This is a genomic window from Pseudomonas vancouverensis (genome assembly GCF_004348895.1).
Taxonomy (GTDB): Bacteria; Pseudomonadota; Gammaproteobacteria; order Pseudomonadales; family Pseudomonadaceae; genus Aquipseudomonas; species Aquipseudomonas vancouverensis.
In genome coordinates this window covers 50,447-77,290 of sequence record NZ_RRZK01000017.1, presented here as the reverse complement: position 1 = coordinate 77,290, position 26,844 = coordinate 50,447, and the positions used below count along the sequence as shown (strand labels likewise).

16 protein-coding genes are annotated in these 26,844 nt (G+C 58.5%); 5 read left to right on the top strand and 11 right to left on the bottom strand.

Annotation, left to right across the window (positions count from 1 at the left end):
* The first annotated feature begins 48 nt into the window (after positions 1–48).
* On the top strand, positions 49–789 hold the full coding sequence (locus EIY72_RS13370) for a YciK family oxidoreductase (RefSeq protein ID WP_093216266.1): 741 nt from the start codon (positions 49–51) through the stop codon (positions 787–789).
* Positions 790–1,165: 376 nt separating this feature from the next.
* Positions 1,166–2,092: a GGDEF domain-containing protein gene (locus EIY72_RS13365; RefSeq protein WP_093216261.1), complete on the top strand. Its 927-nt coding sequence runs from the start codon at positions 1,166–1,168 to the stop codon at positions 2,090–2,092.
* A 77-nt stretch (positions 2,093–2,169) separates the two neighbouring features.
* Here EIY72_RS13365 and EIY72_RS13360 read toward each other — a convergent pair whose 3' ends face one another.
* Entirely contained in the window at positions 2,170–2,931 is a 762-nt protein-coding gene (locus tag EIY72_RS13360; protein WP_371315418.1) for an iron-containing redox enzyme family protein, read from the bottom strand.
* A 78-nt stretch (positions 2,932–3,009) separates the two neighbouring features.
* Entirely contained in the window at positions 3,010–5,469 is a 2,460-nt protein-coding gene (locus tag EIY72_RS13355) for an EAL domain-containing protein (RefSeq protein WP_093216251.1), read from the bottom strand.
* 218 nt (positions 5,470–5,687) lie between these two features.
* On the opposite strand from EIY72_RS13355, the gene EIY72_RS13350 reads away from it, so the two are divergent.
* Positions 5,688–9,842, top strand: a complete 4,155-nt coding sequence (locus EIY72_RS13350; protein WP_093216247.1) for a hypothetical protein — start codon at positions 5,688–5,690, stop codon at positions 9,840–9,842.
* A 1-nt stretch (position 9,843) separates the two neighbouring features.
* Here the strand turns inward: EIY72_RS13350 and EIY72_RS13345 are convergent, their stop codons facing one another.
* From EIY72_RS13345 to EIY72_RS13325, 5 genes are all read right to left on the bottom strand, one after another.
* Complete coding sequence (locus EIY72_RS13345; protein ID WP_093216241.1) at positions 9,844–11,661, bottom strand: ABC transporter ATP-binding protein; 1,818 nt, start codon at positions 11,659–11,661, stop codon at positions 9,844–9,846.
* Complete coding sequence (locus tag EIY72_RS13340) at positions 11,654–12,256, bottom strand: DsbA family protein (RefSeq protein WP_162276456.1); 603 nt, start codon at positions 12,254–12,256, stop codon at positions 11,654–11,656. Before EIY72_RS13340 ends, EIY72_RS13345 begins: the two co-directional genes overlap by 8 nt.
* A 39-nt stretch (positions 12,257–12,295) precedes the next feature.
* Complete coding sequence (trhO, locus tag EIY72_RS13335) at positions 12,296–13,237, bottom strand: oxygen-dependent tRNA uridine(34) hydroxylase TrhO (RefSeq protein WP_093216231.1); 942 nt, start codon at positions 13,235–13,237, stop codon at positions 12,296–12,298.
* A 102-nt stretch (positions 13,238–13,339) separates the two neighbouring features.
* Positions 13,340–13,639 (bottom strand): BolA family protein, encoded by a 300-nt coding sequence (locus EIY72_RS13330; protein WP_093216226.1) that lies wholly within the window; start codon positions 13,637–13,639, stop codon positions 13,340–13,342.
* A 12-nt stretch (positions 13,640–13,651) separates the two neighbouring features.
* Positions 13,652–14,176: a DUF2059 domain-containing protein gene (locus tag EIY72_RS13325; protein WP_093216221.1), complete on the bottom strand. Its 525-nt coding sequence runs from the start codon at positions 14,174–14,176 to the stop codon at positions 13,652–13,654.
* Between the two features lie 190 nt (positions 14,177–14,366).
* Between EIY72_RS13325 and EIY72_RS13320 the strand changes: the two genes are divergently transcribed.
* Complete coding sequence (locus EIY72_RS13320) at positions 14,367–15,761, top strand: class II fumarate hydratase (protein WP_093216216.1); 1,395 nt, start codon at positions 14,367–14,369, stop codon at positions 15,759–15,761.
* A 101-nt stretch (positions 15,762–15,862) separates the two neighbouring features.
* Here the strand turns inward: EIY72_RS13320 and EIY72_RS13315 are convergent, their stop codons facing one another.
* From EIY72_RS13315 to pap, 3 genes are all read right to left on the bottom strand, one after another.
* A complete protein-coding gene (locus EIY72_RS13315) occupies positions 15,863–16,822 on the bottom strand; it encodes a DMT family transporter (protein ID WP_093216212.1) in 960 nt (319 codons plus the stop codon).
* Between the two features lie 249 nt (positions 16,823–17,071).
* Positions 17,072–18,256 (bottom strand): thiolase family protein, encoded by a 1,185-nt coding sequence (locus EIY72_RS13310; protein WP_093216207.1) that lies wholly within the window; start codon positions 18,254–18,256, stop codon positions 17,072–17,074.
* A 102-nt stretch (positions 18,257–18,358) separates the two neighbouring features.
* Positions 18,359–19,882 carry a polyphosphate:AMP phosphotransferase gene (gene pap, locus EIY72_RS13305; RefSeq protein ID WP_093216202.1) on the bottom strand — a complete coding sequence of 508 codons (1,524 nt, stop codon included), beginning with the start codon at positions 19,880–19,882 and terminating at the stop codon, positions 18,359–18,361.
* A 160-nt stretch (positions 19,883–20,042) separates the two neighbouring features.
* Between pap and mnmC the strand changes: the two genes are divergently transcribed.
* Positions 20,043–22,025 carry a bifunctional tRNA (5-methylaminomethyl-2-thiouridine)(34)-methyltransferase MnmC2/FAD-dependent 5-carboxymethylaminomethyl-2-thiouridine(34) oxidoreductase MnmC1 gene (mnmC, locus tag EIY72_RS13300; protein ID WP_093216197.1) on the top strand — a complete coding sequence of 661 codons (1,983 nt, stop codon included), beginning with the start codon at positions 20,043–20,045 and terminating at the stop codon, positions 22,023–22,025.
* A 4-nt stretch (positions 22,026–22,029) separates the two neighbouring features.
* On the opposite strand, the gene EIY72_RS13295 is transcribed toward mnmC, so the two are convergent.
* The gene (locus EIY72_RS13295) at positions 22,030–26,841 is read right to left on the bottom strand and encodes an NEL-type E3 ubiquitin ligase domain-containing protein (protein ID WP_093216192.1); all 4,812 of its coding nucleotides are present in this window, start codon (positions 26,839–26,841) and stop codon (positions 22,030–22,032) included.
* Positions 26,842–26,844 lie beyond the last annotated feature (3 nt).

The window sequence follows — 26,844 nt, the reverse complement described above, 5'->3', positions numbered from 1 at the left end:
CTCCCACAGGGATAGCGTCCGCCCTGAAAAATTCATGTTGAGGTTTTTATGTTTGATTACTCCGCCCGCCCCGAATTGCTGAAAAACCGGGTCATTCTGGTCACCGGTGCTGGCCGCGGCATTGGCGCTGCTGCCGCCAAGACCTACGCGGCGCACGGTGCGACCGTGTTATTGCTGGGCAAGACCGAAGCCAACCTGACTCAGGTCTACGACGAAATCGAAGCCGCTGGCCACCCGCAGCCCGCGGTCATCCCTTTCAACCTCGAAACCGCCCTGCCCCATCAGTACGATGAGCTGGCAGCGATGATCGAAACCGAGTTCGGTCACCTTGACGGCTTGCTGCACAACGCATCGATCATTGGCCCACGCACACCCATCGAGCAGCTCTCCGGCGAAAACTTCATGCGGGTCATGCAAGTCAACGTCAACGCCATGTTCATGCTCACCAGCACTCTGCTGCCGTTGCTCAAGCTGTCTCAGGATGCTTCTGTAGTGTTCACCTCCAGCAGCGTCGGTCGCAAGGGGCGCGCGTACTGGGGCGCCTATGGTGTTTCGAAGTTTGCCACTGAAGGGCTGATGCAAACCCTGGCGGACGAAGTCGATACTGTGGCCCCGGTTCGCGCCAACAGCATCAACCCGGGCGCGACCCGTACCAGCATGCGCGCCCAGGCCTATCCAGGGGAAAACCCGCTGAACAATCCGACGCCGGAAGAGATCATGCCGGTCTACCTGTACCTGATGGGACCTGACAGCACAGGCGTCAATGGGCAGGCGTTCAACGCCCAGTAATACTCCGCACGTCGGTTATTTGCCGCGGCGACTTCCCGTCGCGGCAGGGGTTGCGCAGCAAAATCAGTGTGTTTTGCTGTCAAACAAACGTCATCCATATCAGCACTTTCATCTAACAACGAACACAACCAGCTGATTTAGAACGTTTTTTATTTTTCATGAACCGAATGGCATGACTTTCGCTCTAATTTTGCTCAGACACGCTACGTGACAGCAGGTCGGGCAATGCTTAAGTGGGCAGGTTCCTTATCTTCCACAAAGCAGATTAAACTTGTACGAAATGTCCTACGGGACTGAAGGACCAGTACGACGCGCCGCCCAAAGCCGCTCTCACCCAGCTTGTAAGACAGCCTTACTGCTTAGGGGCGCATGCCTTATGAAACCACCTTCCCAGACCAACGCAATTGACTTCGACAGCGCCAAATTGCAACGCCTGGGCTTTGGTCAGCAGCCGTCCCTTCTGGAAAGGCCCGTCAGCCTCGCGCAACTGCGCCAGCAACTGAGCCTGCAGCTGCAAACCAGTCTTGAGCCGCAACGCATTCTCGGCATTTTCTTTCGCGAGATTCAGCGCATCGTACCGCTGGATGCCCTGAGTTATCAGCACCAGAGCAGTGATCTGCGCCTGGAGTTCGGCCACCGCGGTCACCACTCCATCAGCTACAGCCTCAGCCACGAAGGCGAACACCTCGGTGAACTGGTGTTCAAACGCAATCAGCGTTTCAGCGATCAGGAACAAGGCCAACTCGAATCGCTCCTCGCCACATTGCTGTATCCGATGCGCAATACCCTGCTCTATCGCGCAGCGACCCAAAGTGCTTTGCGTGACCCGCTGACGGACACCGGCAACCGCATCGCCATGGACCAGACCCTGCAACGGGAAATCGAGCTATCACGGCGGCACCTGCAACCCTTGTCCCTGTTGATGCTGGACATCGATCACTTCAAAAAAATCAACGACACCCACGGCCACAGCGCGGGCGATGACGTGCTCAAGGCGGTTGCCGCCTCGATCAAAAGCCAGTTGCGCAACGTGGACATGGTGTTTCGCTATGGTGGGGAAGAGTTTCTGATCCTGCTCTCCAACACCAGCCGGGAAGCCGCGGCGATGGTGGGCGAGCGCCTGCGATTTGCCGCACAGTCGGCGCAATACATCGCCGACGGGCAATCGATCGACCTGACGGTCAGCCTCGGTTGTTCGACCCTGTTGCCCGGCGAATCTGCCGACAGCCTGCTGCGTCGGGCTGACAGCGCGCTGTATGTGGCCAAGCGCGAGGGACGCAATCGTCTGGCAATGGCGGGCTAACCCTCTTAGCCGCCGCACAAAAATAATGTGGGAGCGGCAGTGTGTCGCTCCCACAGTTGTAGCAAGCAGCCTTCAGATCAGCCTTCGACCAGCGCCATCCGCTCACGAGCATGCGGTGCTTTCTCCGCATGTTCCAACTGCATGCAGCGCTCCAGAAACAGGTACATGTAGTCGTAGCTCTTGCACACGGCTTGGCGCAGCTCCATTTGCAGGGACTTGCTCGGATTCATGCCAGCGAGCGTGCAGATGATTTCCAGCGCCTCCCACGGATGCGCATCATCATACTGGGCGTGCATTTTCAGCCATTTCATCGCGCGCTTGCGCTCCTCTTCAGGGAACGAGGCGGCATAGATGCCATTGGAACAGACGACCGCCGACCACTCCCCGGTGGCGCCTTCAATCGCATAGTTGGTTGCGGCAATGGCAACGATCAACGAATCGGAAGAACTGGTGTGCCAGCACCAATGACTCAAGGCGTGAAGCTCCGGGGTAACCTGTTGCGCCTGCAGGTCTTCCAGGCTGACACCGTGTGCGCGGCTCCAGTGCACCCAGTAATCGGCATGGTTCAGCTCGACACGGATGTTGCGCATCAGCCAGCGGCGCGCCATGTCCTCGCCCGGGTGCCGGGCGAAACGGGTCTTGGTAAGGTTCTGTGCCATGTACAACGCAAACTGTTCCACCACGGGCCAACCACCGATCAGGTACTGGCGCATGGTTTTCGCACTGAGCTTGTTGTCTCTCATGCGCTGGTAAAGTTCGTGTTCGACTACGCGGCGCTTGCTCTCGCTGCAATCCTGAATCAGGCGCTGGGCCCAGGCAGGGTAACTGGCAGCTTCCATGAGGGGGCCGGTTCGGTTGAATGTATCGATCACTGTCGAGCTCCTTTTGATGGTGATTTTCTTGACCGGCAAGAGGTTTCAACGGAACGTGCCAGGCGCCCTGAACAGTAAAGGTCGGGGCCTGGCAGGACGACTTAGCAGACTGTCGCAAGTAAACAACTGCGGGCGCTCAATGACATACCCCTGAGCGTAATCCACCCCGATCTCCAGCAATGCCTGCTCGATCTGGGGTGTTTCGACAAACTCGGCAATCGTACGTTTACCCATGACATGGCCGATGTGGTTGATCACCTCGACCATGGCGCGATTAATCGGGTCGTCCAGCATATCCTTTACGAAACTCCCGTCGATCTTCAGGAAGTCTACAGGCAAATGTTTCAAGTACGCGAACGAAGACATTCCGGCACAAAAGTCGTCCAGTGAAAAATGGCAGCCTAACCCTTTGAGTTCATTAATGAATCGAATTGCACTGCCGAGATTCGCGATGGCGCTGGTCTCGGTAATTTCAAAACAAATCATTTCAGCCGGAATATCGTGAATCACAAACTGCTCACGCAGGAAGTCGAGGAACGCCTCATCGCCAATAGTGGTGCCCGACAGATTGATCGCACACATGGCCAGCGGCCCCCGTGGCTGCTCGGCCCGACACTGGGCTATGACCTTGAAGACGTTTTGCACCACCCAACGATCAAGAGAACTCATCAGACCATAGCGCTCTGCCGCCGGAATGAAGCTGTCGGGCAAAATCATGCGCCCCGCTTCATCGTGGAGGCGCAGCAGGATTTCAATATGCCCGCCATCCTGATCGTGACGCCCCAGCGGCGCGATCTCCTGGGCGTAGAGGCAAAAGCGATCCTCTTCCAGCGCCATGTGCAGGCGCTGCACCCAAGCCATTTCACCAAAGCGCAAAGACAATTCGGAATCGTCGGGATGATAGACCTGAACCCGATTACGCCCCTTTTCCTTGGCCATGTAGCACGCCATGTCGGCAGCGCGCAGCGATGCTTCAAGAGTCGGCGGACTCTGCGCGACATGCACCAGGCCGATGCTCACGGTGGTCACGAAGGGACGGCCTTTCCAGACAAAGTGCAGGTTCTGTATGGTCTGACGCAGGCTCTCGGCAATTTTCTCCGCCGCTTCCGGCGGGCAGTTTTCCAGCAGGATGCCGAACTCGTCGCCACCCAGACGCGCCAGGGTGTCACCTTCGCGCAGACCTGATTGCAACAACGCACAGATATGTCGCAGCAACTCGTCGCCCGCGGCATGACCGCAGGTATCGTTGACCAGTTTGAACTGATCCAGATCAAGGAACATCAGGGCATGGCGCCCCGTGTAGCGGGTCAGGTTGTGCAAGGCCTGCTCCAGCCGGTATTCGAACTCCCGGCGATTGGCCAGCCCGGTCAAGGCATCGTGGGTCGCCTGCCAGGACAGGTTGGCAATGTATTGCCGCTCCTGGGTCATGTCGTGCAACACCAGCACTGTACCGCTGACCTTGCCCGCATTGCGGATCGGCGCCCCTACCAGAGTGACCGATACCGTGCTGCCATCCAGGCGCTGGATCAGCTTGGAATGTTCGCTGCTGCCACTGAGCTGACCGCTCAGAATGCGTTCGATCAGGGTGAAACCATCCGTCTGGGCGTTTTCGTCGAGCAGGTTGAACAGTGCCGCCAATGGCAAGCCCGTTGCCTGATCGGCCTTCCAGTGAGTCAAGGCTTCGGCGGCCGGATTCATGTAGGCAATGGCGCCTGAGACATCTGTGGTAATCACGCCGTCGCCAATCGATTGCAGGGTTACCTGCGCCCGATCCTTTTCCATTTGCAGGGCATCGGCGAAAGCATGGCGCTGCTTGAGCAATTTGTGGGTGCGCATGAGCGCCAGTGCGATCAAGCCCAACGCCGTGGCGAGGTTGATCCCCAACAACAGACGAAGAATGACTCGCGAGCCCTCCCCCAGCGCATCACTGAAGGCTTTCGCTGCGGGTGTCACCTCATCGTTGATCGCAAAAATCTGCTCTTTCCAGCGTTCGATGTCCGCTTCGGAGGCCGGGCGGTTTGTGATGTGCTGGTGCATGTCCCGGGCAAGCTCATCGAGCCTGGCCAGATAGGCGTCGCCCACGGTCCAGCGATCGATGGCCTTTTCGAGGTAACTGAAATGACGAAAATTGAGATACAGCCAGATCAGACTGGAAACGTCGTCTGGATGGTTTCCGCCCTTGAGGATTGCCAGACGTGCCGCTTCGATATCTGGCGGTTGATTGTCCAGCGCGACTCGCAGTTCGTGCCCACCCTGGGGAACGGCAATAGCGGTTTGATACTTGTTGAAAATCCCTTCATCACCGCCGTCGGCGTAAAGGTTGAGGTAGTAGATGGCATCTTTCTGGCCCTTGGACCATAGACTTTCGCCAGCGACATAGCCACGAACAGCCGACAGCACGTAAAGGCTGACACCACCCAGCAAGGCTTGAAACAGCACCACGGCGATAAAAGGCCAGACGATGCCCAACAACCGTGGCGTTCCGAGAGTCCGCGTTTGATTCATGAGGTCCCTTGCATTAGCACTGCTTGATCGTCTTCCGGACGAAATCGCTACCGCAAGACTAGGGTGCGTTCCCGGATCCGGCAAGCAGCGGTTCAGACTCCTTATCGAGTAGGTGTGAGACGCATAGATATGTACCGCCATCACTGATTTCGGGATTGATTTACTCGGCACTTCCGACTTTCCGCGCCATTGCGGGAAGCTTTTCGATGGAGTGCGACATGACAGAAACACCCCCACTTTCAACAGAACTATCCCTGTCACCCGCAGATGAAGAGTTGCGCGCCCGGCTGGCACTGGGATTCGATAACAATCCGGATATCGAAGGGCTGGGCGGGCAACCCACTGCCCAGGATCGGAAGCGGTTCAAGGCGTTGCAACGTACAACGCCGGAACTCGCGCAACAGATGACCCTCGCAACCTACAAGGCAAGACGCATCAATGCTCAAATCACCGACACCGTGAAGGTATTCCTGAATGACAAGCCTTCGCTGATCGGTCATCTCGCCGCCCCTGTATTGGCTGGTGCATCAGTGGACCAACTGCGTGCAACGCCATCGCTATTTCTGCTACGGATGCTGAACTCGGTCGAAGCAAACGATCTGGCGGACAGGCTGCTCAAGTCGCTCAAATGGTACGGCGCCGTCCCCGGCGAAAAGACGCCAGCAGCCATCCGCTACCAACTGGTTTGCAGAGCCATCTGTCTCTTCCTTCATCCACCGTCTGCCGATGAGCCACTGGAGCTCGCTGGATTCCGCTGGCAAGACCCGGCTCATTGGGGGAAAAGCTACCCAACCCTGCGCAGCGATTTCGAACAGCACTTGCGGGATACCCAGCGGGCCAGTTCCGACAAAGAGGCGATCCTGCTCACGCGAGTATTCGAGACGAGATTGTCGAAAGACTTCGCCGTGCGCGACATTCCAACCGACCTGCCATACAAGAGTTCGGTGGTGTGGGTGAACTTCATGCACGGTGTGTTGTTGGCTGACGAACTTGCTCTTGACCACCCGCAACCCTTGTCCTTTCAACAGTTGATCGACTTGCCTCTGACAAGAAGTATCGACGCGTCTGCAGAGCAACTTGAAACGATTGCACGGTTGCGAATGACTCCCGCGCTGGAATGGGCGGTCAGCAGCGGCTTCGTTCAATCGCGAACAGTGCCCGACTACGATGAGGAGGATATGAAACGGGCGTTGGCGGCTCTGGAGAACCATAGCGAACGATTGAACAACGCGGTCATGACCCTCGACTTGCCACCTCCGGATCGATTGAAGATGGCCAGACAGGTGAAGCAGGCTCTGTTTGGAGAGGCGGCGTTCGAGTCGGACGGACGCATGCTGTTGCCTGATCACCCACCCAGCGGGCCGGGGTTCAGGGACATGCCCTCGTTGAAGTTGCCAGGCTACTCATTTCTCGACCTCTATGCCGACGGTCAACTTGATAACGGAAGTACGTGGTATGTCACACGACCTGATGGTCAGACAAAGACCAGTCACTGGATCAGGATTGACGACGAGCGAACCGTCCACTCAGAGCGAAAAGACCAGGAGGGTACATATAGGCCCGTGTTCCCATACTCAGGCAAGACGTTGCCTGACATCAACGCGGCGTTTGAATCAGACTTTGAAAACTACATCTCGAAAATCGAAACGGCCTATAAAACACTGATCTTCAGCCTGTTGATTTCCCTACCGCCGGCTGACCGCCTGGCACTGGAGCGAGGCAACGTCCGGCTATTGAGCCTGCGTGAGAAAGTCGTCAGTTTCCGAGAACAGCTATGGGCGAGAAAAGGATTTGTTCTGCAGGTCACCCACGGTCAAGAAATCACTTACTACGAATTGATCCCGAGCGCCGGCATCATTCGTTGCCGCCCCCACCTGAGAACATCAGTCATCGATGGGGTTCGCACTCTTTTTCCATTGCACGCCTCAATCCCCGGACAAACCTATTCGCCGGATACCAGTACAACGCTACTTCTCGACTGGTCCGCCCACCGAAACGGCACGATGCCCGAAAAAAACGCGTACTGCGTCGCGATCCTCGGCGTGGTGGGCGACGTACCCGCCGCTGCGGAATCAGCGAAAACCGATAACCCTCGCGAAACAGCCAACAGATCTGCCCGATTGAATGCCATAGCCGACTACATTGCCACGAGTTTCCTGTATGTCGACAAACATCAGCTACACACCCAAGCCCGCGGCATGACCGTATTCGATGCAGCAAGGGCCGAATATCAACAACGTCTCGATACGTTTCTGGCAATCGTGAAAGGCTTTGTACCTTTTTGGGGCAGCATTGAAGATCTCCTCTCCGGTGACCCCAGGCAGATGCTTGCCGGCGCCGCAGGACTCTTGATTGACCTGGCGACATTCCTCAGCCCGATCGGGAGATTCGTCTCAGGTTCGATACGCTTGATCAAACTTGGAATGACTGCCTCGCGCATGACAGTCAAAACGACCCTGCCGTCATTTTCAACGTTGAGCCGCAAACTTCTGACGTCCACAGCGAACAACCTGAACCCACTGGACGGTGTGCCCTCGTTGTTGAAAGGGCTGGGAAGCGGTGCCGTCAAGAGCCTGCTCCTTGGAGGCCGCTACAGTATTCGAGGAGTCAGAAACCTGGCTGATCATTCCAGTAGCTATCGACTGGTCCACAGCCTGCCCCAAGCCACTGATCCAGGAAATTGGAGGCGTCTGACAACGGGTGATCAATTGGCAACGGTCAACGGTATCGATGATGTACTGGTTCGCAGTACCAGCCCGTCGAACCTGACCCGACTTCATCCTGTCGACCCAATGTCATCCCTGCCCTACGGCCCGCGACTGGTGTACAACAGTAAAAATCTAGAGCTGGGACGTTCGACATTCAAAACCCTGGCCCCCACCGAAAGCCACGTGCTGATTGAACTCCCGAAAGACGCCAGCACCCGCGAAATACTCGAGATCAATGGACGCGCCACGCTGATTGTGGATGACATTCCCTATCGACTGGAGGGAGACCAACTACGTCGAGCAGATCTGATCGATGATCGGGCGATCTACAAAACATTGCCTTGTCGAACGACGCGTGTACCGGGTCAGCAAGTATGCACAACCCGTTACGTCACCGCCGATCCCGCACCGACGCCAGCCATTGGCAGCCATGATAAAAGCAAAGGCTGGGCGCCTTGGTTCGGGGACAGTATCTATACACCGGCCACTGCAGATCGGGCGATGTTACTGAAAACGCTTACGAATAAAAGGAGACTCCCCGCGACAGTGGAGTTCGAGAAAGGAATTTACGCGCGGATCCAGGTGAAGCTGCCCTACGGCACGCAAAATCAATTTGATACTTTCCAGGCTGGCGCCATCATCGTTCCGGCCATGGACGGCTCCAGGCAATATGTGTTCACAAGACTGGAAGCCGCTGCGTTTTATGTCGCTGAGCGCCTTCCAGAGCAAGATATCTCCATTCCCCTGACCTTACGCAAGTCCACAACTTTACCCGTTGAACTGGCTAATGAGTTGAAGACGGTTTACACCGGATCACTCAACGCCAACAACATGGCTAGAATTTACGGCGTAGAAATGGTGGAGCGAGCCATGAAAACCATGGAAGAAATTGCCATTCCCATTGGTGGTCACGTGAATCCACCCGCTACGCTCAAGTTGCTCAAAGTCGATACCAGCCCAGGCGAAGCGGTGCTGTTCGATCATTCGACTCGAATAATCATTACCCGGTTGCCCAAAGGGGTGACAAGCTGGTCGCGAAGCAAAGTTGCATCAGAAGCCTTTCGTCAAAGAACCGTGGAAATTTTCGATACCCTGTTCCTTGAGCCGATCATCGTGCTGAAGCATCCAGACAACGCCTTGAGGATCAACAACGCGATGCAAAGGCTTCAAAACCTTATCCCGCGGAGCCAGCGCGCGTTCAAGCCAAGAAACATCGCTTATGCCGAAGTGGTCACCACCACCGGGCAGCGGGAAGTTTATGTGAGTGTTTCGGGTGCACAGGGGGCGACCGGATACCTACCTCTATTCAGGAATAATCCTGGCGCAGATCAGGTCAAGGTAGGCGCAACGACCTACTTCAATGTCGATATGAATGAAGCGTTTCCCAGCACATCACTACGTGTCTCCGATGAAGGCAAACTAATTGCCGTACCCGTGACGATAAAAGATGTCGGGAACTACACCCCGAATTTGACCCGAAAGCCCACCTCACTGGATAGCGAGAGCAAGTTGATCGGTGTGATTCGCGATAAATACCCCGATCCCGCATCAATCGAATCGGTCAACGTCGCCACCACCATGCCGCCCTGCGAATCCTGTTCAGTTGTTATCAAGGAGTTCGCTTTCGACGGCGGCGAAAATGCGCTTAACGTGCTGTGGCACTGATTCAATGCCGCTGCAAATGCCCGTAAAGCTTGGCGTACAAACCACCATCGGCAATCAACTGCTGGTGGTCGCCATCCTCGGCAATTTGCCCACCATCAAACACCAGCACCCTGTCCGCCTGTTTCACCGCGGACAGTCGGTGGGCAATGATCAATGTGGTGCGGTTGCTCAGAAAACGCGCCAAAGCCTGATGCAGGTTGTATTCGGTGGCGGCGTCGAGTGCGGAGGTAGCCTCATCGAGAATCACCACTTTCGGCTCGGCCAATACCATCCGCGCAATCGCCAGGCGCTGGCGCTGCCCCCCGGACAAACGCACGCCGGAGCGCCCGACAATGCTGTCCAGGCCGTTGGGCAAATCGCGAACCGTGCCGTGCAGTTGCGCGATTTCCAGTGCCTGCCAGCAGGCCTCGTCACTGCGATCGCGGCCCATGGTCAGATTGGCGCGTATCGTATCGTTGAACAGCGCCGGATGCTGCAGCACCACGGCGACGTTTTCTCGCACGGTATCCAGGCCGATCTCCTGCTGGGTCGAGCCGCCGAAGCGGATGGTCCCGGACTGTGGCGTATACAAGCCCAGCAGCAGTTGCACCAACGTACTCTTGCCGCCGCCACTGGCGCCGACTATGGCAACTTTTTCACCAGGGGCGATGGACAGGTTCATCTGGTTCAGAACCAGCTCACCGCCGTAGCCGAAACTCAATCCCTGAACCTCGACCCCGACCGTCTCGCGACCGGTGAACGGGTCAACGCCGCCGGGGTATTGCGGTTCGTCAGATCGAGACAACAACTCGTTGATCCGCGACAGCGCGCCACCGGCCGCGTAATAGGCATATTGCAGGTTCAGCAGTTGCTCGACCGGGCCGATCATGAACCACAGGTAGCTGAACACCGCGAGCATCTGGCCGATTGAGAGATCGGAAAACAGCACCGTGAGCATGGCCGCGGCGCGAAAAATATCGATGCCGAACTGGAACAGCAAACCACTGGCACGGTTTGAGGCATCGGTCTTCCACTGGGAATTGACCGCATAATCACGCACGTCGCGGGCACGTTGTCCCAGACGACCGAGGAAAAAGCCCTGACGGTTACCCGCACGCACTTCCTGGATCGCATCCAGGGTTTCGGTCAGCGCCTGGGTGAAGCGCGAAGTGCTGTCGTTCTCGAGTTTTTTCAGGTGTTTGACACGCTTGCCCAACTGCACGGTGGCGTAGATCACCAACGGGTTGAACAACAGAATCAGCAGTGCCAGTTTCCAATGCATCCAGATCAGGATCCCGGCGGTGCCGACCAGGGTCAGCATGGCCACCAGAAACCGACTGAGTGTTTCGCCGACAAACTTGTCCAGCGTGTCCAGGTCGGTAACCAGGTGCGTTGTCACCGTACCGCTGCCCAGGCTTTCGTATTCGCCCAGGGAAATGCGCTTGAGTCGTTCTATCAGACGAATGCGGATGCGATAGACAATGTCCTTGGCCAGACCGGCGAACAACTTCGCCTGTACGACGTTGAACATCAAGGCCGCGCAACGCAGTGTGAGGGTCACCAGCAGCATCAGGCCGATGTAGCCCGCCGCTTTCTGCCAAACCTCGGGCAGCGCGTGGTTCATGATCTTCAGCGCCGAATCGCCGTGCCCCAACAACACCTCATCCACCAGTAACGGCAGGAGTAACGGGATCGGCACGCTGCACAGGGTGGCCAGCACCGCCACTCCGTTGGCGATCCATAGGGATTTCTTGTGCTGAAGGGCCAGGCGACGGATTTCCGCCCAGCTCAGGCGGTCGACACGCTTTGCGGGTTGAACGTCATCCGGCAGGTCATGCACAGGCAGCGCGCTCCAGCCAACGGCCGAGCAACGGGGAAAGCTCACTCAAGGGTTGATAGCCGTTGGTCAGCAAGGCCAATTGACCGTTGCGCTCAGCCAGCAGGGTGGGAAAGCCGGAAATGCCCAGATCCTGAACCCAGGTGAAATCGGCATTGGTGGCGGCGTGTGTGTCGGCGCGGTCGAACGCGGCGGCGAATTCGATTCGCGGCAGACCGGCCTGCTCGGCCAACTCAACCAGAACGCTGGCATGGGTCACGTCGCGACCCTGGGCGTAAAACGCGTGCTGGATCAGCCCAAGCAGCTTCCACGCACAATCGGGTGCCAGATTACGCGCGGTCACCAAGGCCCGGCAGGCCGGCTCGGTGTCGTAGACAAATCCGTCGGGCAAGGCGCCTTCCAGTTTGAACGGCTGGCCCGTGGCTTCGGTGACCGCTTGCCAGTGCTCAAGAATATAGCGCCGGGTCGTCGGTTCCAGCGCCGCGCCGCTGCCGGTGCGCAACCCGCCCACCACCAGGTGCACATCGACACCGACGGCCGCCGCCTGCTCGACCAATGCGTTGGCCACCGGGGCAAAACCCCAGCACCAGGAACACATCGGGTCCATCACATAGAGCAGGCGCGCAGTCTTCATGGTTCAGGCCTCGGTGGACGCTTGTTTGTAGTTGTAGCCGATCGGGTGAGGCATGTTGCGAGCCTTGGCCAGTTCGATCTGCTTTTGCCGATCGATGGCGCTGCGGCGGGTTTTCTCGCTCAGCGTGTCCCAGCAATGCGGGCAACTGATACCGGCCACATAATGCTCGGACGCGCGATCCTCGACGCTGACCGGTGTGCGGCAGGCATGACATTGATCGTAGTCGCCCTCGCTCAGGTCATGGCGCACGGTCACGCGGTTATCGAACACGAAGCAGTCGCCTTGCCACTTGGTTTCTTCCTGAGGCACTTCTTCGAGGTACTTCAGGATGCCGCCCTTGAGGTGATAGACCTCATCAAAGCCTTCGCTAAGCATGTAGCTCGAAGCCTTTTCGCAACGAATGCCGCCGGTGCAGAACATCGCGACCTTCTTGTGCACCGCCGGGTCGAAATTGGCTTTGATGTAGTCGGGAAATTCGCGAAAACTGGTGGTTTTCGGATCGATTGCACCTTCAAAGGTGCCGATTGAGACTTCGTAGTCGTTACGGGTGTCGATCAACAGCACTTCCGGATCGCTGATCAGCGCGTTCCAGTCCTGCGGATCCACGTAGGTGCCGACCTTTTTGTTCGGGTCGACGCCTTCGACGCCCAGGGTGACGATCTCTTTCTTGAGCTTGACCTTGGTACGGTAGAACGGCTGTTCGTCGCAGTACGATTCCTTGTGGTCGATGTCATCCATGCGCGGATCGTTCTTGAGCCAGGCCAACAGCCCGTCGATGCCCTCACGGCTACCGGACACGGTGCCGTTGATGCCCTCTTCGGCAATCAGCAGCGTGCCTTTGATGCCGTTGTCGACCATGGCTTGCAGCAGTGGCTCGCGCAGGGCGACGTAATCTTCCAGGGTGACGAACTTATACAGTGCCGCCACGACAATCTGTTGTGTCATGGGTAAATCTCCAGGTGGCTACCCTCGTAAGGGGTGAACCGGATGCGAAAAAAAACGCGCCGGGTGAGCGGCGCGTTTCGCATTCTACCAAATAAACGTGGGTCAGTGCTTGCTGCCGCCGGCACAGGTCGGCGAGGCCGGAGCCGCGTCGATCTGTGCCCATTCATCGGGCGTGTAGGTATGCAGCGCCAACGCATGGAACTCGCCCATCAGCTCGCCGAGCGTGCCGTAGACTTTCTGGTGGCGCTTGACCCGGTTCAGGCCTTCGAATTGAGCGCTGACCACCACGGCCTTGAAGTGGGTCTGCAAGCCACGGCTGTGCATGTGGCTTTCATCCAGCACCTGCAGGTGTTCAGGCTGAAGCAGGGCCAGCGTCGATTCGATGCGTTGTTGCATGGTCATACCCGACTCCGCTTAAGGCTTTTTCTTGGCTGGAGCCGCGGCGTCTTTCGGCGTCAGCTCGGCGGTCATGTCAGCCAGCAGCTTGTTGACCACAGGCACTGCGCTTTCCAGCTTGGCCTGAGTCATCTGGGCCGATTGCTGGGTCAGTTGCGGCATTTTTTCCAGGACTTTCTTGCCCAGAGGCGACTGGTAGAACGCGACCAGGTCCTTGAGCTCGGATTCGCTGAAGTTGCTGGTGTACAGCTTGACCATGTCCGGCTTCAGCTTGTTCCAGCCAATGGCCTGGTCCAGCGCGGCGTTGGCCTTGGCCTGGTAGGTTTCCAGTACGGCTTTTTTCGACTCAGGGGCTTTGGTTTGCTCAAAGCGCTGGGCGAACATCTGCTGTACTTGCATGTACACCGGGGTACCCAGCTTGTCAGCGTGCGCCATGGTCAGGAAAGCCTCGGCACTGGCGTTGTGGCTGGCGGTATCGGCAAGAACCTGGCCGCTGGCGCAAACCAGTGCAACCGCGGTACAGATGGCACGAAGACGAGTCATCGAGTTTCCTTTTTTAACTGGCGAGGTAAAACCCCAAGGGCGTCCATTCTGCGCCTAAAAAAGTCTGTCACTCAACCCCAAGCCTTGTCGTACCTGATTTAGAGGGATTGAATGGTCAAGTCAGACTGATGGAACCACGGTCGTCGAGTACGGCCTAAACTGCGCAATCGGACCTACAGGAGTGAGCAAGATGAGCCGTATCGAAACCGACAGCCTTGGCCAGGTCGAAGTCCCGGATGAAGCCTACTGGGGCGCACAGACTCAACGCTCGCTGATCAACTTTGCCATCGGCAACGAACGCATGCCGCTGGCGGTGCTGCATGCCCTGGCGCTGATCAAGAAGGCCGCGGCGCGGGTCAATGACCGAAATGGCGACTTGCCAGCAGACATCGCTCGACTGATCGAACAGGCCGCCGACGAAGTGCTCGATGGCGACCATGACGACCAGTTCCCGCTGGTGGTCTGGCAGACCGGCAGCGGCACCCAGAGCAACATGAACGTCAACGAAGTGATCGCCGGCCGCGCCAACGAACTGGCCGGCAACCCGCGGGGCGGCAAGAGCCCGGTGCACCCCAACGATCACGTCAACCGCTCGCAGAGTTCCAACGACTGCTTCCCGACGGCCATGCACATCGCAGCCGCCCAGGCCGTGCAGCAGCATTTGCTGCCCGCAATCACCGAACTGTCCGGTGGCCTCGCCGAGCTGGCCGCCCGGCACATGAAACTGGTCAAGACCGGTCGCACCCACATGATGGACGCCACCCCGATCAGCTTCGGTCAGGAAGTGTCGGCCTACATTGCGCAACTGGACTACGCCGAGCGCGCCATCCGCAGTGCCTTGCCGGCTGTCTGTGAGCTGGCCCAGGGCGGGACGGCGGTGGGTACAGGGCTCAACTCACCCCACGGTTTTGGTGAAGCCATTGCCGCAGAACTGGCCGCCCTGTCCGGCCTGCCGTTCGTCACCGCGCCGAACAAATTTGCCGCGTTGGCCGGCCATGAACCGCTGACGACCTTGTCCGGCGCATTGAAAACCCTGGCGGTGGCACTGATGAAAATCGCCAACGACCTGCGTCTGCTGGGCTCTGGGCCGCGCGCCGGTTTCGCCGAAGTGAAACTGCCGGCCAACGAACCGGGCAGCTCGATCATGCCGGGCAAGGTCAATCCGACCCAATGCGAGGCGCTGTCGATGCTGGCCTGCCAGGTGCTGGGCAACGACGTGGCCATCGGATTTGCCGCCAGCCAGGGTCACCTGCAACTGAACGTGTTCAAACCGGTGATCATCCATAACCTGCTGCAGTCGATTCGTCTGCTGGGCGACGGTTGCAGCAACTTCCAGCAGCATTGCATTGCCGGCCTGGAACCGGACGCCGAGAAAATGGCTGAACACCTCGAGCGCGGGCTGATGCTGGTGACGGCGTTGAACCCGCACATCGGTTATGACAAATCGGCAGAGATCGCCAAGAAGGCTTACAGCGAAGGGCTGACATTACGTGAGGCGGCGTTGCAGCTGGGGTATCTGACTGATCAGGAGTTCGATGCCTGGGTGAAACCGGAGAACATGTTGGAGGCTGGGGCCAAGGGCTGAGTGCTGAGTGCTGTAGCGTCTGACAGTCCGCTATCGTCGGAACGACGCCCGGAGCAAACTCGCTCCGGGCGGCGTTCCGACGATAGGCTTAATGAGCAGTCTCAGCCAGTCACCATCTTTGCTTTACGGGCTTTCAACCCGGCAATCAGCGACGGCCCCAACGCCACCAGCGCCGATCCCAATACCACCAGCACCGCCCCGCCATATCCCAGGCCATTGATCGTTTCGGCGTGCACAAAATCCGGCCACAACCAGGCGGCAATGGCGACGGCAGCGAACGTCACCAACGGCGTAATCGCCAGCGTGGCGCTGACCCGGGAAGCTTCCCAATGGGCCAGTGCTTCAGCGAACGCGCCATAAGCAATCAGTGTGTTCATGCAGCATGCCAGCAACAACCAGCCTTGCAGCGGGCTCAACTGCAGTGCTTCCAGCGGATGCACCCACGGCGTCAGCAACAACGCGCAGGACAGGTAGATCACCATCATCACCTGCAGCGAATTCCACACGGTCAGCAGTTGCTTCTGCCCCAGTGCATAAAAAGTCCAGACCGTGGATGCCAACAGCACCAGCAATACGCCGGCGGTGTATTCGGTCAGGGAGGTGAGCAATTCACTCAAGCGCTGGTTGAAAAACAGCGCGAAGCCGACCAGCAGTACCATCAGGCCGATCCCCTGCCCGAGGCTGAAGCGCTCCTTGAACACAAACACACTGGCGATCAGCAACATGATCGGCCCCATCTGCACCACCAGTTGCGCAGTGCCGGGGCTGAGCAGGTTCAGGCCCATCAGATACAGCACGTAGTTGCCGACCAGACCGAGCACCGCCATCAACACCAGCCAGCCGCCCTTGGGGCCGAGCGCTTTGCGGCTCGGCAGACGTTTGGTGGCGGCTAGATAAATGAACAGGCAACTGCCAGACACCATCAGGCGAAACCAGGTGACCGTCACCGGGTCCATGACCAGTAGTACTTGCTTGAGCTTGATCGGCAGGATGCCCCACAACAACGCAGTCAACAGGGCCAGGAACAGACCGTAGACCCAGCGACCCGATGAAATGTGCATGTGAACCCCGCGATGCCTGATGACAAGTGTTGCCATTCTAGGCGCACAACGTGGGTGCACACAGGCACAGTTTGAAGCTGGCCGCGAATGAAACTGTGCAGGTCGTAATGTGAAGGCGCCAGACTTGAAACCCTGGCGCGTCCATCGCGAGCAAGCTCGCTCCCACAGGAAGCCATGCAGAACATCAATATGTTGCGGGAGCGGATTGCTCGCGAAAGCTATCGGACAATCAATACAAACTGCCGGGAGTTAACGCACCGCTTCAAACAACCCCGTCGCCCCCATCCCGCCGCCGACGCACATGGTGACGATGCCATACCGCAGGTTGCGCCGTTGCAGTTCACGCACGATGTGCCCGACCTGACGCGAACCGGTCATGCCAAACGGATGACCGATGGAGATCGAGCCGCCGTTGACGTTGTAGCGGGCGTTGTCGATTTCCAGGCGGTTGCGGCTGTACAGGCACTGCGAGGCGAAGGCCTCGTTGAGTTCCCACAGGTCGATATCGTCAATGTGCAAGCCCTTGGCCTTGAGCAACTTCGGTACGGAGAACACTGGGCCGATGCCCATTTCATCCGGTTCGCAGCCGGCCACGGTAAAGCCGCGGAAAAACGCCTTGGGCTTGAGCCCCAGCTCCAGAGCTTTTTCCAGGCTCATCACCAGGGTCATGGATGCGCCATCGGACAGCTGTGAAGAGTTGCCGGCGGTCACCGAACCGTCCTCGGCAAAGACCGGTTTCAACCCGGACAGGCTTTCCAGCGTGGTATCAGGACGGTTGCAGTCGTCGCGATCGACGATGCCATCAAGGATCTGTACTTCACCCGTGTTCTTGTCCTCGACGCGGTACTTCACCGCCATCGAAACGATTTCATCGTCGAACAGCCCGGCTGCCTGAGCCTGCGCCGTCCGCTGCTGGCTTTGCAGGGCGTACAGATCCTGTTCTTCGCGACTGACCTGATAACGACGGGCAACGACTTCAGCGGTTTGCCCCATCGGGAAGTAGATGCCCGGCACCTGTTCCTTGAGCAACGGGTTGATCAGGTTGTCAGTGTTGACGCTTTTCATGGTCAGGCTGATGGACTCGACACCACCCGCGACTATGATATCGCTGCAACCGGAGGCGATTTGGTTGGCGGCAATGGCAATCGCCTGTAAACCCGAAGAACAGAAGCGGTTGAGGGTCATGCCAGCCGTGCCGATACCCAGACGCGAGAGTACCGCGACGTTGCGCCCGATGTTGAAGCCCTGCGCACCTTCGTTGGAGCCGGCGCCAACAATGCAGTCCTCGACACTGGCCGGATCGATACCGGTACGCGCCAGCAAGGCATTGACGCAGTGCGCCGCCATGTCGTCCGGACGGGTCATGTTGAATTTGCCGCGAAAGGACTTGGCCAGCCCGGTCCGCACGCTGTCGACGATCACCACTTCACGCATGGCATACCTCATTGTTGTTGTCGGTTGAGAGTGGACCGAGCATAAGTCCAGCCCTCGACCGACCGCGACAATCATTCACCTCGCGTATGCGCAACCATCGCCTCAGTCCTTGCCTTTGTGCTTCTTGCCCTCATGACGATCAGAGCGCTCGAACGCCGCCTCCAGCGCCAGATTGATGGTGCGCAGCACTTTGACCCTGGCCCAGCGTTTGTCATTGGCCTCCACCAGGGTCCATGGCGCAACGCCAGTGCTGGTGCGGTCGACCATATCGCCCACCGCACCCCGGTAGTCGTCCCATTTTTCACGATTGCGCCAGTCGTCCTCGGTGATCTTGAAACGCTTGAACGGTATCTGCTCGCGCTCCTGAAAACGCTCCAGCTGCGTTTGCTTGTCGATGGCCAACCAGAACTTGACCACGATCACCCCGGCATCAGTGACCTGCTCTTCGAAATCGTTGATTTCACTGTAGGCACGCAGCCAGTCCGCCGGGCTGCAAAAACCTTCGACACGCTCCACCAGCACCCGGCCATACCAGGAGCGGTCAAACACAGTGAACTTGCCCCTGGCCGGCAGATGCCGCCAGAAACGCCACAAATATGGCTGCGCCCGTTCCTCTTCCGAGGGGGCAGCAATCGGCACGATGCTGTATTGACGCGGATCGAGCGCCGCGGCGACCCGTCGAATCGCCCCGCCCTTGCCGGCCGCATCATTGCCTTCGAACACCGCCACCAGCGAATGCTTACGCATGCGTTTGTCACGCATCAACCCGGAAAACCGCGCCTGCTCGGTGATCAATTGCTCTTCGTAATCGTCTTTTTCCAGCTTTAGGGTCAGGTCCAGACTGTCGAGCAGGTTCACCTGGTCGACGCTGGGGAATACCGGTGCCGCACTGACTTTTTCCGGATGGATCTTCGGCCGCTTCAGTGCCTCGTTCAGGCCTTCGAGCAAAATCTTCCCAACCACCAGGTTGCGATAGCGCGGATCCATCCCGGCAACCACGTGCCAGGGTGCGTAGTCACGGCTGGTACGGCGCAAGACCCGCTCGCCATACTTCACGAAGCGGTCGTAGGTTTGCGATTGCTGCCAGTCCAGCGGGCTGATGCGCCAACTGTGCAACGGGTCGTCAGCCAACGCCTTGAGGCGGTCCTTCATTTGCTTTTTGGACAGGTGAAACCAGAACTTGAAGATCAACGCGCCTTCATCGCAGAGCATCTTTTCCAGACGCTCGGCAGCGTTGATCGCCTGATCCAGCCGCGGGTCCTTGTACTCGCCATGGACGCGTCCCTGAAGCATCTGGCTGTACCAGTTACCGAAGAAAATCCCCATGCGGCCCTTGGCCGGCAACATGCGCCAATAACGCCAGGCCGGTGGCCGCGCCAGCTCCTCGTCGGTTTGCTGATCGAAGGTGCGCACTTCGATCAGGCGCGGGTCCATCCACTCGTTGAGCACCTTGATCGTCTCGCCCTTGCCCGCCCCCTCGATGCCGTTGATCAGGATGATCACCGGAAATCGGCGTTGCTGTTGCAGCTCGAATTGCGCTTCCAGCAGCGCTTCGCGCAGGGCCGGGACTTCGGCGTCGTAGGTGTCTTTGTCGATGGCGTGATCGATTTCGGCGGATTCAAACATGAGCGACTCCATTCCAGATCTGAGCAAGACTAGCGGATTGACCTCCCACACGTCGTAGAAATCCCATTTTCACCGGCGTCGTTGCTTCAGACCCTGCCATGGATCAAGCACTGCATCGGCGATCGGCTAGAATAGCGGCCTTGCCGTTGCAGAGCCTGCCATGAAACCCGTAATGCCCCATGCCCAACTCGACTGGGACGACCAAGGTCGCCCGCACTCGCGTCTGTTCGATGATGTGTACTTCTCCGACAAGTCGGGGCTGGACGAAACCCGCTACGTGTTCATCGAGCAGAACCGTCTGGCAGAGCGCTTCGCGGCATTGCCTGAAGGGGGACGGCTGGTCGTCGGCGAAACCGGGTTCGGCACGGGATTGAATTTCCTCTGTGCCTGGGAGGTGTTCGAGCAGCACGCGCCAGCCGGCACGCGGTTGCATTTTGTCAGCGTCGAAAAGTACCCGTTGAGCCCGCCCGACCTGCAGCGCGCCCTGGCCCTGTGGCCGGAACTCAAGGTGTTTGCCGATCAATTGTTGGCGCAGTACGTGGCGATCCATCAGGGTTTTCAACGCCTGGTGCTGGACAACGGTCGTGTCACCCTGACCCTACTGATCGGCGATGCGCTGGAGCAACTCCCGCAACTCGACGCACAAGTCGACGCCTGGTTCCTCGACGGCTTTGCGCCGGCGAAAAACCCTGACATGTGGACTGCCGAGCTGTTTGTCGAACTGGCACGCCTGGCCGCTCCCGATTCGACCATCAGCACCTTCACCAGTACCGGCTGGGTGCGCCGCCTGTTGAATGCGGCTGGCTTTAAAATGAAACGCACGCCGGGCATCGGTCATAAATGGGAAATCCTGCGCGGATCCTTCATCGGCTGGCCCGAAGCAGTGACCGCTCCCCTGCAGCCCAAACCCTGGTTTGCGCGTCCGGCAGCATTGACTGGCGAGCGCAGCGCTCTGGTCATCGGCGCGGGCCTGGCCGGTTGCGCCAGCGCCGCCAGTCTGGCTGCGCGTGGCTGGCAAGTGACACTACTGGAGCGCCACGACGCCGTGGCGCAGGAAGCCTCGGGCAATCCGCAAGGCGTGCTCTACTTGAAACTATCGGCTCACGGCACCGCATTGTCGCAGTTGATTGTCAGCGGTTTTGGTCATACTCGAAGACTGCTGGAACATTTGCATCGCGGTGTCGACTGGGATGACTGCGGCGTTCTGCAATTGGCGTTCAATGCCAAGGAAGCCGAGCGCCAGGCACAGTTGGCCGATGCGTTTGCCGAAGACTTGCTGCATACACTCGACCAGGCCCACGCTGAGGAGCGCGCCGGCATCTCGTTACCCTCCGGCGGTCTGTACTACCCCGAGGGCGGCTGGGTGCATCCGCCGGCGCTGTGCCAATGGCAGGCTGCACATCCGAACATCCAAGTGCTGACGCATCATGATGTGCTTGAGCTGCGCCAAGTGGATGGACGCTGGCAAGCCTGGGACGGCGACCGCTTGCTGGCCGATGCACCTGTCGTGGTGCTGGCGGGTGCTGCCGACATCAAACGTTTTCCTTATTCAAGCGAGCTGCCCCTCAAGCGCATTCGCGGCCAGATCACCCGCCTGCCGCAGACAGGGGCAAGCCAAAACCTCAGTACCGTGGTGTGCGCCGAAGGCTATGTCGCACCGGCCCGTTTGGGCGAACATACGCTAGGGGCCAGTTTCGATTTCCACAATGACGACCTGACACCCACAGCTGCAGAGCACGCCGGTAACTTGCAGATGCTCGAAGACATCTCGCCGGACCTGGTCACCCGCCTCGGCGCTGACAGCTTGCAACCGGAGACATTGCAAGGCCGGGCGGCGTTTCGCTGCACCAGCCCGGATTACCTGCCGATTGTCGGCCCGCTGGCTGACAGTCAGGCGTTTGCCCAGACCTACAGCGTCCTGAGCAAGGATGCCCGGCAAATACCGGACACTCCCTGCCCATGGCTGGATGGGTTGTACGTCAACAGCGGCCACGGCTCACGAGGGCTGATCACCGCGCCGCTGTCAGGTGAATTGCTTGCCGCATGGCTGGATAAAGAACCTCTGCCATTGCCCAGAGCAGTGGCAGAGGCCTGTCATCCGAACCGCTTTGCCTTGCGTCGCCTGATTCGCGGCAAGCCCTGAAGCTTCAATTCAACGCAAAGCAGACCCTGGCTTCGTCAGCTTCCATTGCCGCCACGGTCAGACGCTTCAACAAGGCAGTCTCGGCAGTTTTCAGTTCCGCGGCGATGCCGTCGACGGTTGAGCGATACGCCGTACCCAGGGTTGCTTCGCTTTCAAAGGCCGTCGCCATCCGCTCGTGAAAAGGTGAAACAAGATCGGTGAACTGTTGCTGGTGATGCCGTCGCATAAAATCGCTCCAGAAATCGCGACCGCTGATAAAAGTCGATAACTCGGCGGAGAGTTCCGCAGTAGTGATCCTGTTGTAGGCAGTCTCCAGGCTCGCGTCGGTGACGCCGCTCAGCGATGCGTAGCGCATGCCGTAAGGTTGACCGACCAGTTCAAGCCTTTCGGCAAGACCGATGCGGTAGGCCAGTTCCACTTCCACCGGATCGAGCGTGGGATCGGCCAGGACATCCTCCCGAGCGATTTTGGCAAGATAATCCAGACGAAACAGGCGGCGCCCGAGGCCTAGCAGCCGAGCCGCCTGATCATGGGCATTGAGCGACTGACGGACCACCCTGTCGATGTCCACCGCTACCTCGAGGTTGGAGAAGATCGTGGCGGCAGCATCTGCACAATTGGCCCTCACGGCCATCGACAGCAATTGATCACGCAGGCCAGGGTCAGCCTGAGCCGCATCAATCACACTCCACACTCGTCGGGTCATGTCGTCCAACACTCTGCGACTATCGGTCGAGCTGCCCAGTTCTGCCAGCAACTCGAAGAAGCCCGTCGAACCCGGCTCGTTTTTCAACGCCAGCCAGGCGCGATTGCGATTGGCATAGGTTTGTTCAAGCGGGTTGGACATCCACAGGTCCCGAGCCCTTTGCTCACTGAGTGTCACGGTCAGGTTGTCCAGCAGTCCCATGCCCACGCCCGTCGCATCACGGTAGGCAACCAGACTTGCCCGGCTCGCCGGCGAGATCGGGTTATTGCGCAAGTTGATCGTTTGGGCGAATTGCCGGGGAACACCGAACAACCAGGCAGGCAACTCCCGGATCTGGTTGTCCCGCAAGTCCACGAAATCGAGGTACGGCAAGCGCGAAAGTCCGACGGGCAGTTCGGTGGCATGGGTATCGCGCAGGATCAGCGCTTGCAGATCAAACATCTTCCTGACGTCAACCGTAGCGCCCAGGCGATTGTCGCTCAGTCCCAAGGTCCGCAGATTACGCATGTCGGCCAGTTTGCGCAGCGTGTGTTCGGTCAATTGGATCTTATTGCCATCGAGCCTCAAGTGCTCAAGGTTGGGCATGTGCGACAGGGCCTCAGGTAACCGTGTGAGTTGATTACGGTCCAGCTCAAGACTGACCAGCCCTTTGAACGGTCTGAGGAAATACGCCAGCTCATCTCCAGCCTGCATGTCCTTGATGGACAGGCTGCGCACATGCGCGACATCCTGTTCGGTCAGCGTCGGCAATGCGCCCACTGGGCTGCGCTCAAGTGTGAGGGTGGTAGCGGCTTGGTTTCGCGGGGCAACCCGACGCCAACAGTTTTCGAGGGTATTGGCCACTTGACGGCGGCTTGCGCGGATATCCTTGAGCTGCCCTGGCAGCTTTTTCATTTGCTCGACATCGTCGCGCCAGGCGTGCAGTACCTGACGCAGTGTTTTCAATTGCTGGCCAAGTTCGCGGACACGTTTGGCCCGCAGCATCAGGGTGCTGCCGGCCTCATCGAGAAATGCCGAGGCCTGCTCATCCGTGAATAACGGATAAAGTTTTTTGACTTTGCGGATCAAGCCTCGGGCGTGAGCAGTCGCCGCGGGAGGGCTGGCCTGGACACAGGCAGAAAGATGTTTGGGTGTAACGATACGCTCGTCTCGTAACACCCGCGCGGTGCGTGCTGGATCTCCGGTGGCGGAACTCATCAGACGCGATCGCAGTGACGCCACATCCAGCGCATCGTCACCGGTGAAGCCCATGCGCGTGCGCTGGGTGGCAGGCAACGCATCCAGTATCGCCTGGGGCAAGGTTTCGCTTGCCACAGTCGAAAACACGTTGCCGTTGACTTGCGTGACCTGGTAGCCCGTGGACGTCTTGACGATAGTCCCGCGCGACGACGCATCTGCTTCGCCCACGCTGTCCAACAGCGTACCGGTCCTCGATCCCTGCCGCACTTCCAGACGAAAACCATCCTCCCAGCCTGACAGCCGATCCATCAGTCCCAGTGCCAGTTTGTCGGTGTCGGCATTGGCCAGTTGCGGCAAATGCAAGCCGATGAGCGCGCGATCCTGCCTGAGCGTGGCGCGGGCCTCACTGATTTGCCATGCGAGATCCACGCCGAGAACCTTGCGCTCGCGCAGAAACAGGCGGTCCCGGGCGGAAGCGTTTTCCCACAGCTCCTGGCACAGGCGAACGGGGAGATCGGGCACCTGTTCACGCAGTGTCGCAACGTCACCGGTCGCTGTGCCGTCATAGGTCTCATAGAGCCATTCATGCAACGGTCGGCGATTACCTTTGAGGCTCGCGGCAATTTTCTTTGCCAGCAATAGCGGCTTCGATTCCGTGGTCGTGTGACCGATGATGCCTTCGACCTCGCGGGAATAGAGCCCCTCGATGACGGTCTCCAGCAATTGCCCTGAATCCAGTTGTGCTTGAGTTACGTGCACACTGTTGGCGTCATCATCGACCCGCGCGGTCTTGGGAAAGCGTGACAGGACCCGATCATTCTCATCGCGCACTTCAATGAAACGCTCGGGCGGCCAGCCGGGCAACCTCGGCAATGTATGCAGTTGCTCCTGAACGAAATCGGTGTTGGCCGTCCTGCCCTGTTCCATCGCCGTGATCAGCGCGGTGATGCGTCGATTGAGCCTGAAACGCTCGGCACAGTCGCTCAGCTGCTGCGGCAGCCGGAGGTTGCTTTCGTGCAAGTAGTGCAGCTTTTCCGGCGTTGTATCGGTGATGTCGGCTATCGCCGCCAGGTCAGAGTCTGCATCGCGCAAGCGCGGGTCGGTGCGCCCCAATGCTTCGGCACCGTCTCGCCACTCATGCGCGTGCTCATGGGCATGCCGCCAGCCACCTTCCAGGGTTTGCTCGAGCACCGGCTGATAGGCATCGGTGCGCACGGCATGCTTGAGGGTCCACGCCTCCTCCGAGGTGTTGCGCGTGACGCCATAGTAGGCTCCGTCCATGGCAATCGACGTCTGCCCGGCATGCCGGTAAAGCCCTTGCGCATCGACTTGCGTATTCTGTGGCAGAGCCGTGCGCTGTTTGTAAGGCTCAAGGTCGGGCTTCCATAACTTCGCTTTACCGTCGGCAGGGGTGACGGCTTCCAATCCGTCGAAGAACGTGGCCTGAGCTTGTCCGCCCTTTTTGAGGGCCGAAGCGATCACCTTGCCGCCAGCCGCGAACGCCGCCATTTGTGCAACGTTTTCCACCACATTCAATAGGTGTTTCAAGGCCTCGGTACGCTCGCCGTGTGTCCAGTCAAGCACGCCCTCGTACACCTCACTGACGATCTCGAGTGCGGCGCTCGCCAACATCAACTGGCCTATCACCGGCACAAAAAAAGACGCGGCGTTCAACAGCACAAGGCCGCCATTGAGCAACATCTGAAGGGTTTTCTCGCGTTGTTGCTCGTCTACGTCTGCCGTCGGTACGGCAAGAATTCGCGCGTTTTCCTGGGTGCTGCTGACAAACGCACTGAACATGAAATCCGCCACACAGGTATCGGCGGGCGTGGCCGCGAGAGACCCCAGAGTCCTGCCCTTGTCGAACTGGGTGAAGAAATCGGTTTTGTCGTGGCCGTGCAAATGTTGCTCAATGAAGGTTTTTTTGTAGCGGGTGCTTTGCAGGTGGAGAGTGAGATACGCCTTGAAATCCTCCAGAGACGCGTATTCATAGAATGGTCGTTGAGGCTCATTGGCCATGTATACCACGCATCGCGTCTTCGGATCGGTATCGATCGATACCTTGGAAAAAATCAGGACGCCACAGATGCAGACATCATGAATCGACAAACCCTGCCAAAGCACCGGCTCGCCGTTAAACAGGGCGCCTTTGGTCCGGGCGGCGGGAAGGTCCTGTTCCATCACACTCGACAACATCGCATACACCGCCGGCGTGATGTGCTTTTTCAGGTAGGCCATGTGCAGGGCAACCTGCATGTCGAATACCTTCAGCCGGCGTATATCGGCAGTAGAGGCCCGCTCATCCGGCACCGCCCCATTTGCAGGCTTGGGCGGTAATGCCAGCGCCTCGGTTATATGCCGCTGATAACGGGCACCCAGGTCGAGTTCACGGCATAGCGTGGCGAATTTCGTGGGTGTTATTTCAGTACCCGTCTGAGCTTCTCCGCCAATGCGGATCACCGAGGCCGCAGAAAAACCGCCAATCCTGGCTTCCTCAGTGGTGAAGTTTTCCATGGCCGCATGGAGCAGGCTGCTCGAAACAATGGTTTCGCTCACCAGATAGCCAATGGGAAGAGGCGTGATGGATCCGTACTTCGTCGTTGAAATGTCCAGCATATCCAACTCGACATCGACATCGACCGCCCACTTGTCCTTGAGCAAGGTGGTCAGTTGTTCCTTGCAGAACTCGTCCAGCGGTTTAAGTTTCTTGAGTGCCGTTGCCACTTTTCCCTGAGCCACCAGCGATTGTTGGAACGCATCGTTCAAAGCCTGAACCACCTTATCATCCGCATTGGCCAACCAATCCGGAATAGACGCCTGTAGCGCCTCGGCCTTGTCCAGGTCGCCAGTGTGCTCCAGCAAAGCCTCAAGACGTTGTTCAGGGGTCATTGCTACCGCGACAGGGGTGGTATTGGGTGTTGTCGATGACATGCG